The 18,145-nt window shown below is 66.7% G+C and carries 15 protein-coding genes; 12 read left to right on the top strand and 3 right to left on the bottom strand.

Annotated elements, in window-relative coordinates:
* The first annotated feature begins 14 nt into the window (after window positions 1–14).
* The 7 genes from LB310_RS09455 to LB310_RS09425 all read left to right on the top strand — a co-directional run bounded on the left by LB310_RS09455 (window position 15) and on the right by LB310_RS09425 (window position 9,239).
* Entirely contained in the window at window positions 15–1,340 is a 1,326-nt protein-coding gene (locus tag LB310_RS09455) for an MFS transporter (RefSeq protein WP_087190884.1), read from the top strand.
* 52 nt (window positions 1,341–1,392) lie between these two features.
* Window positions 1,393–2,403 carry an acetyl esterase gene (aes, locus tag LB310_RS09450; protein ID WP_096226691.1) on the top strand — a complete coding sequence of 337 codons (1,011 nt, stop codon included), beginning with the start codon at window positions 1,393–1,395 and terminating at the stop codon, window positions 2,401–2,403.
* Window positions 2,404–2,497: 94 nt separating this feature from the next.
* Entirely contained in the window at window positions 2,498–3,649 is a 1,152-nt protein-coding gene (gene caiA, locus LB310_RS09445; protein ID WP_278805467.1) for a crotonobetainyl-CoA dehydrogenase, read from the top strand.
* A gap of 71 nt (window positions 3,650–3,720) precedes the next feature.
* The gene (gene caiB, locus LB310_RS09440) at window positions 3,721–4,932 is read left to right on the top strand and encodes an L-carnitine CoA-transferase (RefSeq protein ID WP_278805466.1); all 1,212 of its coding nucleotides are present in this window, start codon (window positions 3,721–3,723) and stop codon (window positions 4,930–4,932) included.
* A 164-nt stretch (window positions 4,933–5,096) separates the two neighbouring features.
* Window positions 5,097–6,701 carry a crotonobetaine/carnitine-CoA ligase gene (gene caiC / locus LB310_RS09435; RefSeq protein ID WP_341461051.1) on the top strand — a complete coding sequence of 535 codons (1,605 nt, stop codon included), beginning with the start codon at window positions 5,097–5,099 and terminating at the stop codon, window positions 6,699–6,701.
* A gap of 180 nt (window positions 6,702–6,881) precedes the next feature.
* A complete protein-coding gene (locus LB310_RS09430) occupies window positions 6,882–7,754 on the top strand; it encodes a MaoC/PaaZ C-terminal domain-containing protein (protein ID WP_301154984.1) in 873 nt (290 codons plus the stop codon).
* A gap of 33 nt (window positions 7,755–7,787) precedes the next feature.
* Window positions 7,788–9,239 (top strand): MFS transporter, encoded by a 1,452-nt coding sequence (locus tag LB310_RS09425; RefSeq protein ID WP_154270495.1) that lies wholly within the window; start codon window positions 7,788–7,790, stop codon window positions 9,237–9,239.
* A gap of 330 nt (window positions 9,240–9,569) precedes the next feature.
* Here the strand turns inward: LB310_RS09425 and LB310_RS09420 are convergent, their stop codons facing one another.
* Together LB310_RS09420 and LB310_RS09415 are read right to left on the bottom strand one after the other, a co-directional pair.
* Window positions 9,570–10,562 carry a hypothetical protein gene (locus LB310_RS09420; protein WP_096226683.1) on the bottom strand — a complete coding sequence of 331 codons (993 nt, stop codon included), beginning with the start codon at window positions 10,560–10,562 and terminating at the stop codon, window positions 9,570–9,572.
* 544 nt (window positions 10,563–11,106) lie between these two features.
* Window positions 11,107–11,892, bottom strand: coding sequence for an enoyl-CoA hydratase-related protein (locus tag LB310_RS09415; RefSeq protein WP_096226681.1), 786 nt, complete (start codon window positions 11,890–11,892; stop codon window positions 11,107–11,109).
* A gap of 630 nt (window positions 11,893–12,522) precedes the next feature.
* On the opposite strand from LB310_RS09415, the gene fixA reads away from it, so the two are divergent.
* From fixA to LB310_RS09390, 5 genes are all read left to right on the top strand, one after another.
* On the top strand, window positions 12,523–13,281 hold the full coding sequence (gene fixA / locus LB310_RS09410; RefSeq protein WP_096226679.1) for a putative electron transfer flavoprotein FixA: 759 nt from the start codon (window positions 12,523–12,525) through the stop codon (window positions 13,279–13,281).
* 49 nt (window positions 13,282–13,330) lie between these two features.
* Window positions 13,331–14,215: an electron transfer flavoprotein subunit alpha/FixB family protein gene (locus LB310_RS09405; protein WP_301154982.1), complete on the top strand. Its 885-nt coding sequence runs from the start codon at window positions 13,331–13,333 to the stop codon at window positions 14,213–14,215.
* A gap of 175 nt (window positions 14,216–14,390) precedes the next feature.
* The gene (locus LB310_RS09400; RefSeq protein ID WP_278805023.1) at window positions 14,391–15,692 is read left to right on the top strand and encodes an FAD-dependent oxidoreductase; all 1,302 of its coding nucleotides are present in this window, start codon (window positions 14,391–14,393) and stop codon (window positions 15,690–15,692) included.
* Window positions 15,689–15,988: a ferredoxin family protein gene (locus LB310_RS09395; RefSeq protein WP_278805022.1), complete on the top strand. Its 300-nt coding sequence runs from the start codon at window positions 15,689–15,691 to the stop codon at window positions 15,986–15,988. The genes LB310_RS09400 and LB310_RS09395 overlap by 4 nt, the downstream gene beginning before the upstream one ends.
* Window positions 15,989–16,148: 160 nt before the next feature.
* Entirely contained in the window at window positions 16,149–16,637 is a 489-nt protein-coding gene (locus LB310_RS09390; RefSeq protein ID WP_015538683.1) for a DUF1269 domain-containing protein, read from the top strand.
* Between the two features lie 167 nt (window positions 16,638–16,804).
* Here LB310_RS09390 and LB310_RS09385 read toward each other — a convergent pair whose 3' ends face one another.
* Window positions 16,805–18,013 (bottom strand): MFS transporter, encoded by a 1,209-nt coding sequence (locus LB310_RS09385; RefSeq protein ID WP_278805020.1) that lies wholly within the window; start codon window positions 18,011–18,013, stop codon window positions 16,805–16,807.
* Window positions 18,014–18,145 lie beyond the last annotated feature (132 nt).

Here is an 18,145-nt window from a genome sequence, read left to right as displayed (position 1 = left end):
GAAAGGAAAGCGCAATGTCACTGCTTGCCAAGAGCAAGGGCGAGGTGACCTACAAGGAGCTCTCGGGCTTCCACAAATGGTTCCTCATCATCCTCGTGTCGATGGGCTCCTCCATCATCTACACGCCCGTCTACCTGAAGAACGTGTTCTACGAGCCCCTCATGCAGGGTCTCGGCTGCACGAACGCGGACCTCGGCGCGCTGCTGTCGTGCTACGCCGTGGCGGCCGTGGTCTGCTACCTGCCCTCGGGCATCCTCGCGGACAAGATCCGCATGCGCACGCTGTCGTGGGTCGGCTTCGGCGGCACGGCGGTGCTCACGTTCGTCTACGCGCTGCTGCCCTCGCTCGGCCTTCTGTACGTGCTGTTCGTGGGCTTCGGCATCACGTCCATCCTCATCTGGTGGGGCACGCGCTTCAAGATCGTGCGCCTGTGCTGCGCCGAGGACGAGTACGCCTCCAAGATCGGCACGAGCTACTCCATCTACGGCGCCGCCGGCCTCGTCATCGGCCTCATCAACGCCGCCATCGTGTCGGCCATTCCGGTGCCGAGCGAGGGCATCCAGGTGCTGCTCGTGTTCCTGGGCGTGCTCATTGCCATCCTGGCCGTGTTGTCGTTCGTCTTCATCCCCAACTTCAAGGGCGAGATCGACCCGAACGCGAAGCTGTTCAGCCTGGGCGAGGTCGTGCAGGCCATCAAGCATCCCGGTGTCATCTGGGCGTGCCTGGCGTACTTCTGCGTGTACACGGTGTACCAGGGCGTCACCTACACCACGCCGTTCATGACGACGTGCTTCGCCGCCCCCGTGTTCATCGTGTCGGTCGTCGGCCTCATCCGCACCTACGGCATCGGCCTCATCGCGGGTCCGGTGGCGGGCCTGTTCGCCGACAAGCTGCTGAAGAGCCCCTCGAAGTCCATCCTGCTGTTCTTCGCCGCCGCAGCCGTCGTGCTGGCCTGCTTCCTCGTGCTGCCGCGCGATGCGGGCATGGTCGTGGCCGTGGCCGCCCTCATCGTGGTGCTGGGCTTCGTTACCTACGGCGCGTTCTCCATCGGCTCGTCGCCCCTCACTGAGGCCAAGGTGCCCATGGCCATCTTCGGCACGGCCTCCGGCATCCTGTCGGTCATCGGCTTCATGCCCGACGTGTTCGTGCACACCTGGTTCGGCGGCATGATCGACGCCCAGGGCGCCGACGCCTTCAACTCCATCTTCATCATCCTCATCGCGTTCGCCGTCGTGGGCTGCTTCTGCCTGGTCATGACGCGCCGCGCCATGAAGAAGAACGAGGCGCTCGAGGCCGCCAAGGCCGACGCCGCCCCGGGCGAGGACGCCGTCGCCGCCTAGCAGGTCCGAACCGCCCCGCACCCATCCGACCGACGCTGGAAAGGACGCCGCCATGAACAAGATCGACGTGCTCGCGAAGATCAATCCGCAGATGAGAGCCGTGCTGGCCCGCGAAGACGAGCTGGCGGGCGACGCGAACGACACGTCCGCGGGCTTCGAGAGGATGCGCGAGAACTACGTGGCCGGGCGCGCATGGTGGGCCGAGGGCGGCCCCGCCATGGCCGAGAAGGCCGACGGCGAGGTGCCCGGCCCCCACGGCGCCATCCCGGTGCGCTGCTACTATCCGACCGAGGCTGCCGCCGCGGGCCGCGCGGCGGGCGAGGGTGCCACGCCGGGCATCGTGTACGCGCATGGCGGCGGGTTCGTGCTGGGCAACCTGGACACGCACGACCGCATCTGCCGCATCCTGGCCGAGAAGACCGGCTCCGTGGTGGTGGCCGTGGACTACCGGCTGTCGCCCGAGGCGAAGTACCCCTCGGCCGTGCGGGAGGTGGCCGCCGTGGCCTCCTACCTGCACGGGCAGGGCGCCGCGCTCGGCGTCGACGGGGAGCGCCTGGCGTTCGCCGGCGACTCGGGCGGCGCGCACCTGGGCCTCGCCGCCACGCTGCACCTGCGCGAGGAGCTGGGCGGCAGCGGCTTCGTGAGGTGCTGCCTCTTGTTCTACGGCTGGTTCGGCCTGGCCGACTCGTCGTCCATGCGCCTGCTCGGCGGCCCGTGGGACGGCCTGACGGAGGAGGACTGGCAGTGGTACCTGGGCCTTTACGCCGAGGATGCCGCCGCGCTCGCCCGCGAGCCCTACGCGAACCTGTTCCTGAACAACATGACGCGCGACATGCCGGCCTGCTACATCGCCGCCGCGGAGTTCGACCCGCTGCGAGACGACTCGGCCACGCTGGCGGCCATCTGCGAGCAGTACGGCACGCCCGTGCGCTACGAGGTGTTCAAGGGCGTCATCCACGCGTTTCTGCACTACACGCGCATGCTCGACGAGGCGAACGACGCCCTCGAGCATGCCGCGACCTTCTACCGCCAACAGCTGGGGCTTGGCCCCCTGCCATCCTAGGCGCAGGCTGTAGGCCGTAGCCGAGGGATCTCGACAAACAAGGTTTTACGGCGGGGGGAAGCCCCGCTGGACACACTGAAAAAGGAGGATCGTCATGGATTTCAAGTTGACTGACGAGCAGGAGCTGATCGTCGACAGCTACCGCGAGTACATGGAGAGCGAGAACTGGGAGACCTACTTCCACGAATGCGACGAGAGGCACGAGTACCCGCTGCGCTGGGTGCGCGGCCTCTGCGAGCTCGGCTTCGACCAGATCATGCTGCCGGAGAGCCACGGCGGCCTGGGCCTCGAGCAGCCCTGCGTGACGCTGATGGCCGTGTACGAGATCCTTGGCAAGTACGGCGCGCCCACCTACGTGCTCTACCAGCTGCCCGGCTTCGAGACCGTCATCCGCGAGGGCACCGAGGAGCAGATCGACGCCGTGCTGGCCACGCTCGGCACCGGCGAGCAGATCTGGAACTCCGCCTGCACCGAGCCGGGCGCCGGCTCCGACGTGGGCGCATTGGCCACCACGTACAAGCGCGAGAACGGCAAGATCTACCTCAACGGCACCAAGACCTTCATCACCTCCTCGGCTGGCGTGAAGTACCTGGTCATCATGGCCAAGAATGCCGATGACGAGTCCATGTTCACCGAGTTCTTCCTCGACATGACCAAGCCGGGCGTGAAGCTGTCTCCGCTGACCAAGCTGGGCCTGCGCATGGACAGCTGCTGCGAGGTGTACCTGGACAACGTGGAGCTGGAGGAGAAGGACATCTTCGGCAAGGAGGGCAACGGCTTCATGCGCGGCGTGTCCGACTTCAACTTCGAGCGCTGGCTCGTGGGCGCCTGCGACTACGGCACCGCCATCAGCGCGTTCGAGGATGCCATGGCGCACGCGAACAGCCGCATCGCCTTCGGCAAGCCGCTTAGCCGCTTCCAGCTCAACCAGCTCAAGATCGCCGAGATGTGCATCAAGCTCACGAACATGAAGAACATGCTGTACGAAGCCGCCTGGAACGCCGACAACAACGACGGCAACTTCGATCCGGCCGCGGCCGCCATGTGCAAGTACTACTGCGCCAACGCCGCGTTCGAGGTGACCGACGACGCCATGCAGATCATGGGCGGCATCGCGGTGGCAAGCGAGCATCGCATCAACCGCATCTGGCGCGACCTGCGCGTGGACCGCGTCTCCGGCGGCACCGACGAGATGATGGTCCTCGCCACCTCCAAGGGAGCCTCCATCAAGTACAAGCAGAAGTAGCTCCTCGGACCCGTCCGCGGGGGCCGCTGCGCCCCCGCTTCTAGAAACCCATGCGAACAAGGAGGAACACCATGGCACTTCCCACCGAAAAGCCGTCCTACGGCCCCCTCGACGGCGTCAAGGTTGTCTACGCGGCGGTCGAGCTCGCGTGCCCGAAGGCCGCCGACCTCATGGCCGACTGGGGCGCCGACGTCGTCTGGCTCGAGAACACGGGCGCGGGCGACACCATCCGCGACACCCCCTACATCAAGCAGGCCGAGCGCCGCAACCAGCGCTCCGTGGCCCTGAACTACTTCTCCGAGGAGGGCAAGAAGGTCTTCTTCGACCTCGTGCGCGACGCCGACATCTTCATGGAGGCCTCCAAGGGCGGCACCTGGGCGCGCAAGGGCATCACCGACGAGGTGCTTTGGGAGCTCAACCCGAAGCTGGTCATCGTGCACGTCTCCGGCTTCGGCCAGGAGGGCGACCCCAAGATGGTCAAGCGCGCCGCCTACGACCTCACGGTCATGGCCTACTCCGGCATCATCATGCAGAACGGCACCGAGGAGCAGCCGATGCTGCCCGGACCCTACGCCGGCGACTACTTCAACACGCTCATGATCGCGAGCTCTGCGCTGGCGGCCCTCTACCAGGCCGAGAAGTCCGGCAAGGGCGAGTCCATCGACCTGGCCATGTACGAGACGCTGCTGGCCATCGGCCAGTACTACCTCGTCGACTACCTCAACGAGGGCATCAAGTGGCCCCGTCCGGGCGCCCGCAACCAGAACCTCTGCGGCATCGGCGAGTTCAAGTGCAAGGACGGCTTCCTGGGCGTGTGCCTGTACGGCGTCGACCAGAACAAGTACTTCCTCGAGACGATCGGCCTGGGGCACCTCTGGGGCACCGAGGACATCCCCGAGGACACGAGCGGGCTGTGGCTGTCCAACCCGCACGCCGACGAGATCCAGAAGGCGTTCGAGGACTACTGCCTGGCGAACTCCAAGTACGACATCGAGGAGGACTTCGCGGCGCACCGCATCGCGGCCCAGGTGGTCAACGACATGGAGGACCTCGTGGAGGAGGAGCACCTCAAGCTCCGTGACACGTGGGTGGACTGGGAGACGGCCGACGGCGAGACGTTCCACGGCCTGGGCGTGTTTCCGAAATTCAAGAACAACCCCGGGGCGATCTGGCGCCCGATGCCCCCGCAGGGCGGCGACACCGTCGACGTCATGACGAAGCTGGGCTATACGCCCGAGCAGATCGACGAGCTTGCCGCGGCCGGCGTCGTGAAGGTCGGCTAGGACGTTCGCCGTACGCCGTTCCGGGAGCTGCATCCCGGGGCGGCGGGCTCTGCGGATGCGCGGCCCGCATCGACGCCGCGCATCCGCTCGATACCGCCCTCGTCGGGAGGAGCCCCGCGCATGGCGGCATCGAGCGGATAGCCGGGGAATCGGAGAAGGAAGAGGTGAGGCGAGTGACGGACATCGTGGGGAACGAAACGGTGCGCAGCCTGTGGGACGGCCTCGTGGCCGCTTGCGGCGACCGCACGTTTCTGCGGTTCCGCAACCGCGCCGACGAGACGCGCTCCTACACGTACCGCGCCTTCGACGAGGAGATCAACCGGGCGGCCAACGTGTTCCTGACGCTGGGCGTGGAGCGCGGCGAGCGCGTGGCCGTGCAGCTGTGCACGTGCCCCGAGTTCATGGTCGCGCTGTTCGGCCTGGCCAAGATCGGTGCGGTCATGGTGCCCATGAACGACCAGTACCGCGCCGAGGAGGCCGCCTACGTGCTGGAGGGCACGGAGGCCACGTGCGCGGTCATAGAGCCGAAGTTCTTGGGGCTCTACGCCGAGCTGCGCGATGCAGGCGGGCGGCTTCCCAAAGGGCTCTTGGTCGCGCGCATGGACGAGGACGACGTGGAGGGCGCGGCCGAGGCCCGCGCGGCGCTCGCGGCCGACCCGCTGCTGCGCGACTTCACGGCCCTGCGGGCGGGGGCGCCCGTGGAGCTGACCGAGCGCTGCGAGCTGTCCTCCGACGACCCGGCCGAGATCATCTTCACCTCGGGTACTACCTCGCGCCCCAAGGGCGTCGTGCTGACGCATGCGAACATCCTGTTCAGCGGCCTGTACGCTGACTGGGAGGTATCGCTTACGCACAACGACCGCCTGCTCACCACCATGCCGGCCTGCCATTCCAACTTCCAGCTGGCGGCGCTCATGCCCGTGCTCACGGCCGGAGCGGAGCTCATCGTGGTCGAGAAGTACAGCGCGAGCCGCTTCTGGTCGCAGATCCGCGAGTTCCGCGCCACGGTCACGCAGTGCGTCGCCATGATGCTGCGCACGCTCATGCTGCAGCCCGAGTCGCCGAAGGACCGCGACCACGAGCTGCGCGAGATCCTCTACTTCCTGCCCGTGACGACGGAGGAGAAGGAGGCGTTCGAGCGGCGCTTCGGCGCGCGCCTCATGAACACCTACGGCTCCACCGAGACCGTCGGCTGGGTGCTCACCGACCCGCCCTCCGGCCCGCGCAACTGGCCGAGCGTGGGGCGCGCGGGCCTGGGCTACGAGGTGCGCGTCATGGGCAACGACGGCGTGGAGGCGCGCACCGGCGAGGTGGGGGAGATCCAGGTCAAGGGCGTGCCCGGCCGCACGGTGATGAAGGGGTACTTCCGCAACCCGAAGGCCACGGCGGCCGCGTTCACCGAGGACGGCTGGCTGCGCACGGGCGACAAGGGCTACATGGACGAGAGCGGCTGGTTCTTCTTCGTGGACCGCAAGGCCAACATGATCAAGCGCGCGGGCGAGAACATCTCGGCCGGCGAGGTGGAGAACGTGCTCGAGTGCCACCCGGCCATCGCCGAGTCGGCGGTGATCGGCGTGCCCGACCCCATCCGCGACCAGGCCGTGAAGGCGTTCGTGCGGCTCGAGGCCGGCGCGCGCCTTACCGAGGAGGAGGTGCGGGCGCACTGCGAGGAGCACCTGGCCCCGTTCAAGGTGCCCTCCCTCGTGGAGTTCGTGGAGGACTTCCCCCGCACATGCTCCATGAAGATCGAGAAGAAGCTGTTGAGGTAGGGCCGCGAGTGGGGCGGGGATCGCGGGTGGGACAGGGTGGGACAGGGGGGTGGGACAGGGGGACGGTTCTCTTGTCCCACTGAATTCGTGGGACAAGAGAACCGTCCCCCTGTCCCACCCTGTCCCCCTGTCCCACCCACAGAACCAGTGACCGTCTTCGAATGTGAAGGAGAGGAAGCCATGGCTATCAGCACCGAGATCGTGGGCAAGGAGTTCGGGCCGTTCGTCCGCGAGTACACGTTCAAGGACCTGGAGATCTGCGCGCTGGGGTGCAACGCGGGCTTCGACGGGCAGACCGACCTCATTTACGTGAACGAGAAGGACGCCGCCAACCCCGACCTCAAGGTGCTGCCCATCTTCGGCGTGCCGCTCACGGTGCACGAGGAGATGACGCGCACGCTCGACTACGGCTACGACTACGAGGGCTCGCTGCACTACGGCTTCGAGATCCGCCTGCACGCGCCGTTCAAGATGAACGACCGCGTGGAGACGTTCGTCACCCAGGACGCGCTGTACGACCGCGGCGAGGGCCGCGGCTGCCTATCGAAGCAGACGGGCCGTTCCTTCTCCTCCGACGGCACGCTCTTGTGCGAGACCGAGACGTGGGACGTGTGCATCTACGACGGCGGTTGGGGAGGCCCCAAGCCCCCGAAGGACATCGTCGAGATGCCCGACCGCGCGCCCGACGCCGTGGTAGAGGAGACCATGCCGCTCAACATGCCGCTCATCTACCGCCTCATGGGCGATTGGCACCAGCAGCACATCGACTTCGCCTACACCGAGCAGACGGGCCTCGCGCGCCCCATCGCGCACGGCGTGAGCCTCGGCGGCTTCACGATGCGCCATATCATCAGCTCGTTCTTCCCGGGCGAGCCCGAGCGCATGACGCGCTTCAAGACCCGCATCACCTCGCCGGTGCTGCCGGGCACCACGCTGCAGACCCGCATGTGGAAGGTGGGCGAGAACGAGATCCGCTTCCAGCTGGTGGACGCCGACGCCGACGAGACCGGCGCCAAGCCCCACCTGAACTTCGGCATCTGCGAGTGGGACTAGGCGGTTCTGCTAAGACGAGAAGGTGGTGGCACCATGATCGACAACGTCAAACAACTTACCCAGGTGGCAAGCCCTCCAACCTCCCAGCAGGCAGCCGATGCCGCCCTGCAAATCGGTGGGGAAGTGGTGGACGCCACGAAGCGCGTCGTGAGAAAGACGCTCGACGATGTGTCAATGACCCCCTTCCTGCGCAAGATCACGTTCTTCGCCAGCGGCGGCGCCTTCCTCGACGGCTATGCGCTCTCGCTCATCGGCGTGGCGCTCACCCAGATCGTGCCCGCTTTCTCGCTCGCACCTGAGCAGAGCGCCCTCATCGGCGCGTCGGTGCTCGTGGGCATCTTCTTCGGCACCATCCTCGGCGGCTACGTCACCGACCGCATCGGCCGGCGCAAGATGTTCATCGCCGACGTAATCGCCATCTGCCTGTTCTCGCTGTGGAGCGTGTTTGCCCAGGCCCCGTGGGAACTCGCGGCGGCCCGCTTCTTCATCGGCCTGTTCATCGGCGCCGACTATCCCATAGCCACTTCGCTCATCGCCGAGTTCGCTCCCAAGAAGAGCCGCTCCATTAACATGGGTATCGTGTCGGCGGCGTGGTATCTCGGTGCCACGGTGGCCGCGGTGGTAGGGTATGCGCTCTACAGCGTCGACGATGGTTGGAAGTGGATGCTTGCCTCACCTATTCCCATTTGCATCTTCCTGCTCATTGGTCGCAGTCAGGTGCCCGAGTCGCCCCTGTGGCTCACAAGCAAGGGACGCACCCGGGAGGCGCACGCCGTCATGGAACGCGTCTACGGTATGGACGTGGAAATCGAACGCCCCGAGGTGGGCAAAAAGAAGATGACCGTGCTCGCCATCTTCCGCGGCGGCTATCTCAAGCGCATTGCGTTCCTCGGCATCCTTACGCTCTGTCAGGTGGCTCCCATGTACGCCATCTACACGTTCGGACCCGAGATCATGACCGCGTTCGGCCTGGGTGCGGGGCATGAGGCCATTCTCGGCGAGAGCGTGGTCAGCCTGTTCTTCCTCATCGGCTCCATCCCGGCCATGTTCTGGCTGAACTCCATGGGGCGACGACCGCTGCTCATCCGCTCGCTCGCCCTCATGGCCGTGGGGCTGGTCATCTTGGGGCTGTTCCCCGACGCGCCGGTGTTCGTGGTGGTCATCGCGTTTGGCCTGTACGCGTTCTTCAGCGGCGGTCCGGGCATCCTGCAGTGGCTCTATCCCAACGAGTTGTTCCCGACCGAGGTGCGCGCCTCGGCGGTGGGCATCGCCATAGCGTTCTCGCGCATCGGCACCGTGGTGGCCACGTACGGCACGCCGCTGTTCCTGGCCGCGTTCGGCGTGGGCCCCACCATGCTCGTGGCGGCCGGCCTCGTGATCCTGGGCCTGGTGCTGTCGGTGCTCATGGCGCCCGAGACCCGCGGAAAGACTCTTGAGGAGACGAGCGCGCTCGACCCGGGAGACGCGCGCCCGCGCGGCGCGTAGGGCAAAGCGCCCGCGCACGGTCATCCCGGGCCCCGAGGCCAGGCGGAAGCGCCCGCCGGGATGGCCTCGGTCTTCCAGCTCGCCCGCACTCCCGGCTCGCCCCCACATCCCTGCCCGATGGGCGCGGGCCGCCTGGCTCGCATGCGCCTGCTCCCTTTTTCGCGTCCAACGGTCAAAAAAGAGCCGGTTTGGCAATCTGCAGGATGGCCCAGACGCTTCGCTTCGGCCTTCTGCTCGAGAAAAGCCTGGTCGCTTTCCCTCTGAATTCAGCAAAGCATTTTGACGATTGCCAAACCGGCTCTTTTTTGACAGTCGAAGGCCTTTTCAACGTCAGGGGCGGGGTAAGCGCGGGTTTTCCAGGAGCATCCCATGCAAGACGTGCTGCCTCGCACGCCAGGAAGGCTGCCCGCTGCGCAAGCGCACCCCGAGCCGCGTCCGCAGGATCTGCGCGATGCGGTCGAGTTCGATGAGGTTCCGGGCGCTGCCCGACGTTACCGACACCACCGTGAACCCGCGGTTCAGGAGGACGTTGCGCCTTCTCGCGTCGTCCGCTGCCTGCCTGGGCCCGTGGAACTCCGAGCTGTCGTATTCGAGGGCGACGCGGGCCTCGTGCCAGACGAGGTCGCAGAAGCACTGCCGGTCCCCGGGGGCCAGCCGGCCGCGCCGCTTGGGCCGGACCTCGCGGTTCATCTGCGGTTTGGGGAGGTTGTACCCGCCCAAGCGCAAAGGAAGGCACAGCAGCATGACCATGCACGTCTCCATGGGCGAGGCAGAGCCGGAGGCGATGAAGCGCAGCGCCTTGCGCGCTTTGACGGTTCCCGGCATGTCGCCGGCCGCTTCGATGAAGCGGCCGAGGCGGGCAACCGTGGTGAAAGGGCGCTCGAAGCCGTAGTCGGCACGGGCGACCGTCGGTATGCCGTACGTGCCGCAAAGCTCGAAGCCGAGCCTGACGAGCGCGATGGGCGGCAGCTTGGTCGCCATCTGCACGAAGCAGAGCTCTGGCGAGCTGACGAGCACGCCCTCTGCAAGGCGGACGAAGGATCCCCGCGGATAGGTCGATGAGCTCACGTGGCAGGTCGCGAGTTCGCTCCTGCTGCGGTACGCGGCGTCGGGCACGAGGACGTGCAGGGGAAACGCCAAGTTGGCGATCTCGCGGCCTATGCTTTGGATGTCGCGCAGGGCGACCTTGCCCTGGGGCAGGGGTCGGCCCGTCCGCCAGCAGGGGGTCTTGCGCGGGTCGGCGTGCAAGGCGAGCGCAGCCGTCCCCTCCTTCAAGGAGGACCATACTTGGAGGGCCGATATGTGGCTGACAAATACGCTCATGCTGCCAACCTAGCATGGCCGTCGTGCGGTTGCCAGCATGTGAAGAGTACGTTGACCAGGTGTTACCATGAGCAGAATTTCCGCTGGATCTGCGTCGGGATTCTGCTGGATTCCTGCAAGATCCGTGCAAGGTCTCTGCAAGGTCGACGGAGGGGGCCGCGAAATGCGGACGCGCATGTCGCGGTTTTCGCCCTTCCCTGCCAAAAAAGAGCCGGTTTGGCAATCGACGAGAGCATGGTTTGCACAGCGGTTTCACGTGAGCTGGGGCGATAGGCTGTCGAATGCCGCGCAGGAGGGGCGAGCGACGCTTCCGGATTGCCAAACCGGCTCTTTTTTGGCAGGGAAGGGCATATTCGGCGGCAGGCTGGGTTCTGTAAGGGAAGCGAGGCTTCGGGGAGAGGGCGAAAACACGCTCTCCAAGGGAGAGGGCGAAAGCATGCTCCCCGAATGAAAACCCCGGGCTGGCGAGGGCCCGGGGTTTAGCGCGCCGGCGGGTGGTCCGCAGGCGCCGAATCGGCCCGCTGAAGCGGGGAGGGGAGGTAGGCTACTTGCCGATCCAGTTCGGCTCGCGCTTCTCGACGAAGGCCGCGGGGCCCTCTATGCCGTCGGCGGTCTTCTCCAGGAAGCGGTAGGCGGCGTCCGAGTAACGCATCGCGTCCTCCTCGGACATCTGGTCGGCGGCGTGCACGATGTACTTGGTCCACTTGAGGGCCAAAGGAGCGTTCTTCAGGCAGGCCTCGGCCAGCTCGATGGCCTTGTCCATGACCTCCTCGGCCGGCACGACGTAGTTGACCAGGCCGAGCGCCTTGGCTTCGGGGGCCAGGATCTTCTTGCCGGTGAGCAAAAGCTCCATGCAGTCCTTGCGGTTGATGTCGCGGGCGAGGCGCACGAGGCCGCCGGTGGAGGCGATGATGCCCAGGCCCACCTCGGTGCAGCCGAACTTGGCGCGTTCGGAGGCCACCACCATGTCGCAGGACAGCGCGATCTCCATGCCGCCGCCGGCTGCGGAGCCGTTGCAGGCCGCGATGACGGGCTTGGAGCACAGGCGCGCGGTCAGGCCGCCGAAGCCGTGCTCGGTCACGGTCTGGCACTCGCCGCCTTCGCTGAGCTCGGAGAGGTCCTCGCCCGCGCAGAACACCTTGCCCGTGCCGGTGACGATGATCGCGCGCACCGCGGGATCGGTCTCGGCGTTGTTCATGATGTTCTCCATGGCTTTGGAGGTCACGCCGTTGAGGGCGTTCGCCACCTCGGGGCGGTTGATGCGGATGATCAGCAGGCCGTCCTCGCGAAGCTCGGAAACGACGGTGTCGGTGCCAAAGTAATCTGCCATTGCTCCTCCTTGAATGGTTGCGACTCTCTGCGTATGCCGGACGTTGGCTGGCTGGCTCGCTCCCGTTTGAAGCAGGGGGGGCTTGCAACGTGTCTGCCGCATCCGACGAACTGCCGTCCATGATGCGCCCCTCGTGCGCGCAGCGCATCGCAAGGCGCGCGGTAATTGCCCGCTACTCAAAAACGTGCCATCGCAAGAAAGTGAGTAGGCGCCCCTTCCGCACGGTGCGGCGCGTGCGAAGGGGGAGGGCGCCCGAAGCTGCAGCGCCCGGTTCGGGGAGGGATCGAAGGCGGAGCATCGGCGTTGGAAGGCATCCGTGCGAGGGCGGGCATAGGAGGAGGGGGCGGCTCTCCTCCGTATGGAGCGGGTGCGGAGTGCGATGTGCCCGATAAGGCTGCGAACGCATTGCCGATATGTTGGCTGGATTTGAATAACACCAGGTCAGTAATCGTTAGTTTTTGAGTATCGAGGGTTTCACAGCGATTTTGCGATGACGTGGCGCCGCCGTGGCCGCACACTGCCCTCAACGCGCTGGGAGGCGGACGGCTTTCGAGGATTACGGAAGGTCGGAAACCTCCTGGCAAGAACCCCCGCACCCAGGTACATCACACGAGAAGGGAAAGGTACAGGATGAACATCGTTGCTGCTTTCAAGGTGGTTCCCGACGATCAGGATATCCAGGTGTCAGCCGACCGCACGCTCGACTGCTCCAAGGCCAAGGGCATCGTGTCCGCCTACGATCTGAACGCGCTCGAGGCTGCGGCCCAGCTCGGCGCCGCGAGCGAGGACTCGCGCGTGGTGGCCGTCACTGCCGGCCCCTCGTCCATCAATGACTCCAAGCTCAAGAAGAACGTGCTCGCCCGCGGCGTGGACGAGCTCTTCATGGCTGCCGATGACGCCTACGCGAACATGGACGCCCATGCCGCCGCGGCCGCCCTCGCCTCACTCGTGGAGCAGGTGGGCGCCTACGACCTCATCCTCTGCGGTGACGGCTCGGCCGACAACTACGCGCAGCAGACCGACGTGCAGCTGGCTGCCAAGCTCGGCCTGCCCGTGGTGACCGGAGCGACGAAGATCGAGGCAAGGGAAGGCGCCGTGGTGGTCGAGCGCACGCTCGAGGACGTCGTCGAGACCGTCGAGGTCCCGCTGCCCGCCGTCGTGTCCGTTGCCCCCGACATCGCCGTGCCGCGCATCCCCGGCATGAAGGACATCCTCGCCGCCGGCAAGAAGCCCATGAACGTGTTCGGCGCTGACGCTGCGACGGATGCCTCGCTCGAGACGGTCTCGTGCCTCGCACCCGAGCAGGCCGACCGCAAGCAGCAGGTCGTGGACGCCTCGTCCGACGGTGCCATCGAACAGTTCGCCGCCGCCCTCAAGGCCTCCCTGTAATCTGCGCGTCCCCTGTCAACCCATAGCATTCGAAGAAAGGCTGGATACCATGAAAGCACTTGTCATCGCCGAACGCGCCGACGCCGCCCGCGAGTTGGCCGCCGGCGCCCGCACCCTGGCCGACGAGGTCGTCCTCTTCTCCTTCGGCGAGGCCCCCGCGGCCGTCGCCGACAAGGTCGTGAGCATCGCCGTCCCCGAGGGTGCCGTCCTCGACGACGCGGCCGACACCGTGATCGCCGTGTTCGACGCCGAGCAGCCGGGCATCGTCGTGGCCGAGCCCACGCGCCACGTGAAGACCATCGTCGGCAAGCTGGCCGCGCACGCGGGCACCTCCGTCGTCACCGACGTCATGGCCTTCGAGGACGCCGGCGCCCGCAGCATGTATTTCGGCGGCGTGGCCGAGCGCGTGCAGAAGCCGGTCGGCGGCGTCGCCCTCTACACGGTGGCCCCCGGCGCGTTCGAGGGCCTCGAGGCCTCCGGCGCGAACGTCGTGGAGGAGGTCGCCTGGGTCGCCCCGGCGAACCCTGTGAAGCTCCTCGACTCCAAACCCATCGAGAAGAGCGGCGTGGACCTGTTCAAGGCCGACGCGGTCGTGGCCGCGGGCCGCGGCTTCGCCGAGGAGGCCGATCTCGACCTCGCGCGCGCCCTCGCCGACAAGCTGGGAGGCGGCCTGGCCTGCTCGCGCCCCCTCACCGAGGGCGTGAACTGGCTCCCTACCGAGCTCTACGTGGGCGTCTCCGGTCTCATGCTGTCGCCGAAGGTGTACGTGGCGGCCGGCATCTCGGGCCAGATGCAGCACATGGTGGGCTGCAACCGCTCCGGCGCCATGTTCGCCATCAACAAGGACAAGAACGCGCCGGTGTTCAAGCAGTGCGACTACGGCCTGATCGGCGATGTGAAGGACGTCCTGCCGAAGCTCGTGGCGGCCCTGTAAGGCACCTGGCCGGGGAGGCTCCGTCAGCGCCCAGTCGCTCGGACAGCCCTCGCTTCGCTGCGGAACTCACTTGGTGGGCGCAGACGAAGCCTCCCCCCGCGTTGACTTCGCTGCCGCCATGAGATTCGGCCGGTGGCCTTGCTATTGAACTAAGGAAGAAAGAAAGGAGCGCACGATGTCTGAAACCGATTTCGACGCGATCGTCGTCGGCTCCGGGTGCGCGGGCGCCGTGGCGGCCTACGAGCTCGCGAAGGCCGGCAAGAGCGTGCTCGTGGTCGAGCGCGGCAACTTCGCCGGCGCCAAGAACATGACCGGCGGGCGCATCTACTCGCACTCGCTCAAGAAGGTCTTCCCGGACTTCGAGCAGGAAGCCCCCCTCGAGCGCAAGATAACCCACGAGCGCATGGCGTTCATGGACCCCGCCGCGCAGATGGCGGTCGACTTCACGAGTCCGGAGCTCGCGGAGGAGGGCAAGGAGTCGTACTCCGTGCTGCGCGCGCCCTTCGACCAGTGGCTGGCCTCCAAGGCCGAGGATGCGGGCGCGGAGTACATCTGCGGCATCGCGGTCGAGGAGCTCCTGAAGGACGGTGCGGGCCGCGTGACGGGCGTGCGCGCCGGCGAGGACGAGATCACCACCGAGGTGACGATCCTCGCCGAGGGCTGCAACACGGTGCTCGCCGAGAAGTGCCTCGGCAACCCGCGCCCGAAGCCCTCCCAGATGGCCGTCGGCATCAAGCAGGTGTTCGAGCTGCCGGCCGCCCAGATCGAGGACCGCTTCCTCGTGCCCGAGGGCGAGGGCGCGGCGATGCTGTTCGTGGGCGACTGCACGCACGGCAACGTCGGCGGCGGCTTCCTCTACACGAACAAGGATTCGATCAGCCTGGGGCTCGTGGCGACCATCTCGACGGCGGCCGACGGCGCGAACCCGCACCCGGTGTACCAGATGCTCGAGGACTTCAAGGGCCACCCGGCCGTGGCTCCCATCATCCGCGGTGCGAAGCTGGTGGAGCACTCCGGCCACATGGTGCCGGAGGGCGGCTACGACATGGTGCCTCGCTACGTGTTCGACGGCTGCCTCGTGGCCGGAGAGACGGCGGGCCTGTGCATGAACATGGGCTACCAGGTGCGCGGCATGGACTTCGCCGTGGCGTCGGGCCAGATGGCGGGCCAGGCGGCCGTGCGCGCGCTCGACGCGGGCGACACGTCGGCAGCGGGGTTGGCCTCCTACAAGACGGCGATGGAGAACTCCTTCGTCATCCAGGACCTGGAGACGTTTCGCAAGTGGCCCCACACCATGGAGGGCTGGTCGAGCATGTTCACCGACTACCCGATCATGGTGAAGGAGGTCTTCAACGCGCTGTTCAGCGTGGACGGTGAGCCCCAGAAGCCGCTGTTGAAGCGCATGATGCCCCTAGTCAAGAAGCGCGGCCTCTTCAAGCTGGCCGGTGAGATGAGGAAGGCGGTGAAGTCGCTGTGAGCCGAGTCAATGAGATCACGGTCAACGTCGACGAGTTCCTGGCGCTCGACAAGTACGAGGTGGACGAGGAGAGCGCCCACATCGAGCTGGTCGAGGACCCCGACACGGAGGAGTTCCTGAAGCTCGTGCGCGTGTGCCCGGCGGCCCTGTACAAGATCGACGAGAACGGCGCGAAGTCGTTCGACTACGCCGGCTGCTTGGAGTGCGGCACCTGCCGCATCGCCTGCGGCGGCACCATCGTGAAGAAGTGGGATAATCCCCAACCCACCATGGGCGTGGAGTACCGTTTCGGCTAGGAAGGAGGCAGGGGAGCGGACACCCGCTCTCCTGCCTTCCCGCTCCCCGTCGGTTACGCGAGGGTTTCAGCCGGGTAGCAGCCGGCAACGCTTCCCGCTGCCCGCTCGTGCGGGCCTTACAGTGGAGGCTCCATCGAACGCAGCGAAAGGAGCCCCACCCATGAGCACCCTCATCGTGCTCGGCTATCCGAGCGAAGAAGAGGCGAAGTCCGCCTACCAGAAGGTCCTCGACCTCGACAAGAACCTCATCGTCAGCCTCCAGTCCATCGCCGTCGTGGCGCGCCATGCCGACGGCAAGTACGACGTGGTCACGCCCGGCTCCAAGGTGGGCACCTCCACGGTGTGGGGCCTGTTCTGGGGCGTGCTGTTCGGCCTCTTGTTCTTCGTGCCCGTGTTCGGCGCGGCCATCGGCGCCGGCATCGGCGCGCTGACGGGCGCCATCGTGAAGCACGGCGTGGACAAGGACTTCCAGGACCGCGTGCGCAACCTGCTGTCCTCCGACGACAGCGCCGCCGTGTTCATGGTGGTGGACGAGATGACCACCGACAAGTTCATCGACGCCATCCGCCCGTTCGGCGGCGACGTGCTGCAGACGTCGCTGTCCGTCAAGGACGAGGACGAGCTCAAGCACGCCCTCTTCAAGAACTAGGCACGGTACCGCATCCCCCTGCGTGCCCGGCCCCGCGCTCCTCAACGACGAAGCCGCCCCTGTGGGCGGCTTCGTCGTTTCCGCACGCTCTTGCCGGCCGGGCGCCGGCGCTTCTTCGCGCATCCGGCCTCGCGGCCGCCCGCCCGCAAGGCCGGATGCGCCGCCTGTTACGCCCGTGCCTTCTTGCGCAGCCCCCAGGCGTACAGCCCTGCCATGATCACGGCCGCCCCTCCCGTGAGCACCACGATGCCCACGACGAAGTTCGTCCACGGCAGCGTGGCCAGCACGGTGGCCACCGACGTGAGGATGCTGTACGAGAAGTTCGAGAACGACGACGCCGCGCCCACGCGGTCGTCGGGCTGGTCCAGCAGCACGACGAAGGCCATCGGCCGCACGATGCCCTCGGCCAGCGCATAGGGCACGAACGCCACGAGGAACAGCACCGGGCTCGTGGTGCCGAACGCCGCCATGAGCGCGAACGAGAGCGCGGTCAGCCCCACGCACAGCTTCAGGATGCCGCGCACCTTCATGAATTTGGACAGCCACACGTACACGTACGGCGCCGCGATGGTGACCACGCACGCCGCGGCGTAGATGCAGCTGTACGTGAAGTAGGACACGGCGAAGAAGTCCATGAGCACGTAGGACACCACGGCGATGAACGCGAAGTACGGCATGCCTGCCACGCCCATGAGCAGTGCGAGCGCCATGAACGAGCGGTCGCCGCCGAGCTCGCGCACGCCGCGCAGCATGTCGCGCAGCGAGTCGGCCACGCCGGGGGCGGGCGCATCGCCGCGCAGATGCGTCTCGGATATGAGCAGCGACAGCAAAAACCCGATGACGCCGCACACGGCCAGGAACTCGAAGATGCCCCGCCAGCCGGCCAGGCTCAGCACGAACGTGCCGAGGAACGGCGCGAGCGCCGGCCCGATGATGATGAGCGACTGCAGGCATGTCATGGCGAGCTTCAAGTCGGGTCCCGCGTAGGCATCCTTGATCATGGCCGTCTCGATGGTTGACACCGCGCCGTAGCCGAGCGCCTGACCGATGCGGAAGGCCACGAGGAACTCAACGTTCGGCGCAAAGGCGCACAGGATGGAGGACGCGGCGAACAGGCCGCAGCCGGCCACGAGCACGGGGCGTCGTCCGAAGCGGTCGCTCACCGGCCCTGCGAGCACCACGCCCACGGCGCAGAATGCGAAGAACACGAACACCGTCAGGTTCAGGTAGGCCGCCGACACGTCGAAGGCGCGCTGCATGCTGGGAAGCGCCGGCACGTACATGTCGATGGACAGGATGAGAAGCAGGTTGATGGAGAGCGCGCAGACGAAGAACGAACGCGGCCCCAAGTGCTTCTGGGGAACGGAAAGCTGCATGGAAGATCTCCTCGGACGGTCCTTTTGGCCGCACAGATGCGCGAACCCGCTCGCCAGTATAGCACCGCTCCCTGCCGCACAGCGCGTTGACCTGCACTTAGTCTCAAATCGAGAACCCCGCGCACGCGAGGA

Origin of the sequence: Gordonibacter sp. RACS_AR49 (assembly GCF_030418435.1) — a bacterium.
GTDB lineage: Bacteria > Actinomycetota > Coriobacteriia > Coriobacteriales > Eggerthellaceae > Gordonibacter > Gordonibacter urolithinfaciens.
Note: the sequence above shows the minus strand (reverse complement) of the source record. Positions and strands in the feature narration are given on the sequence as shown.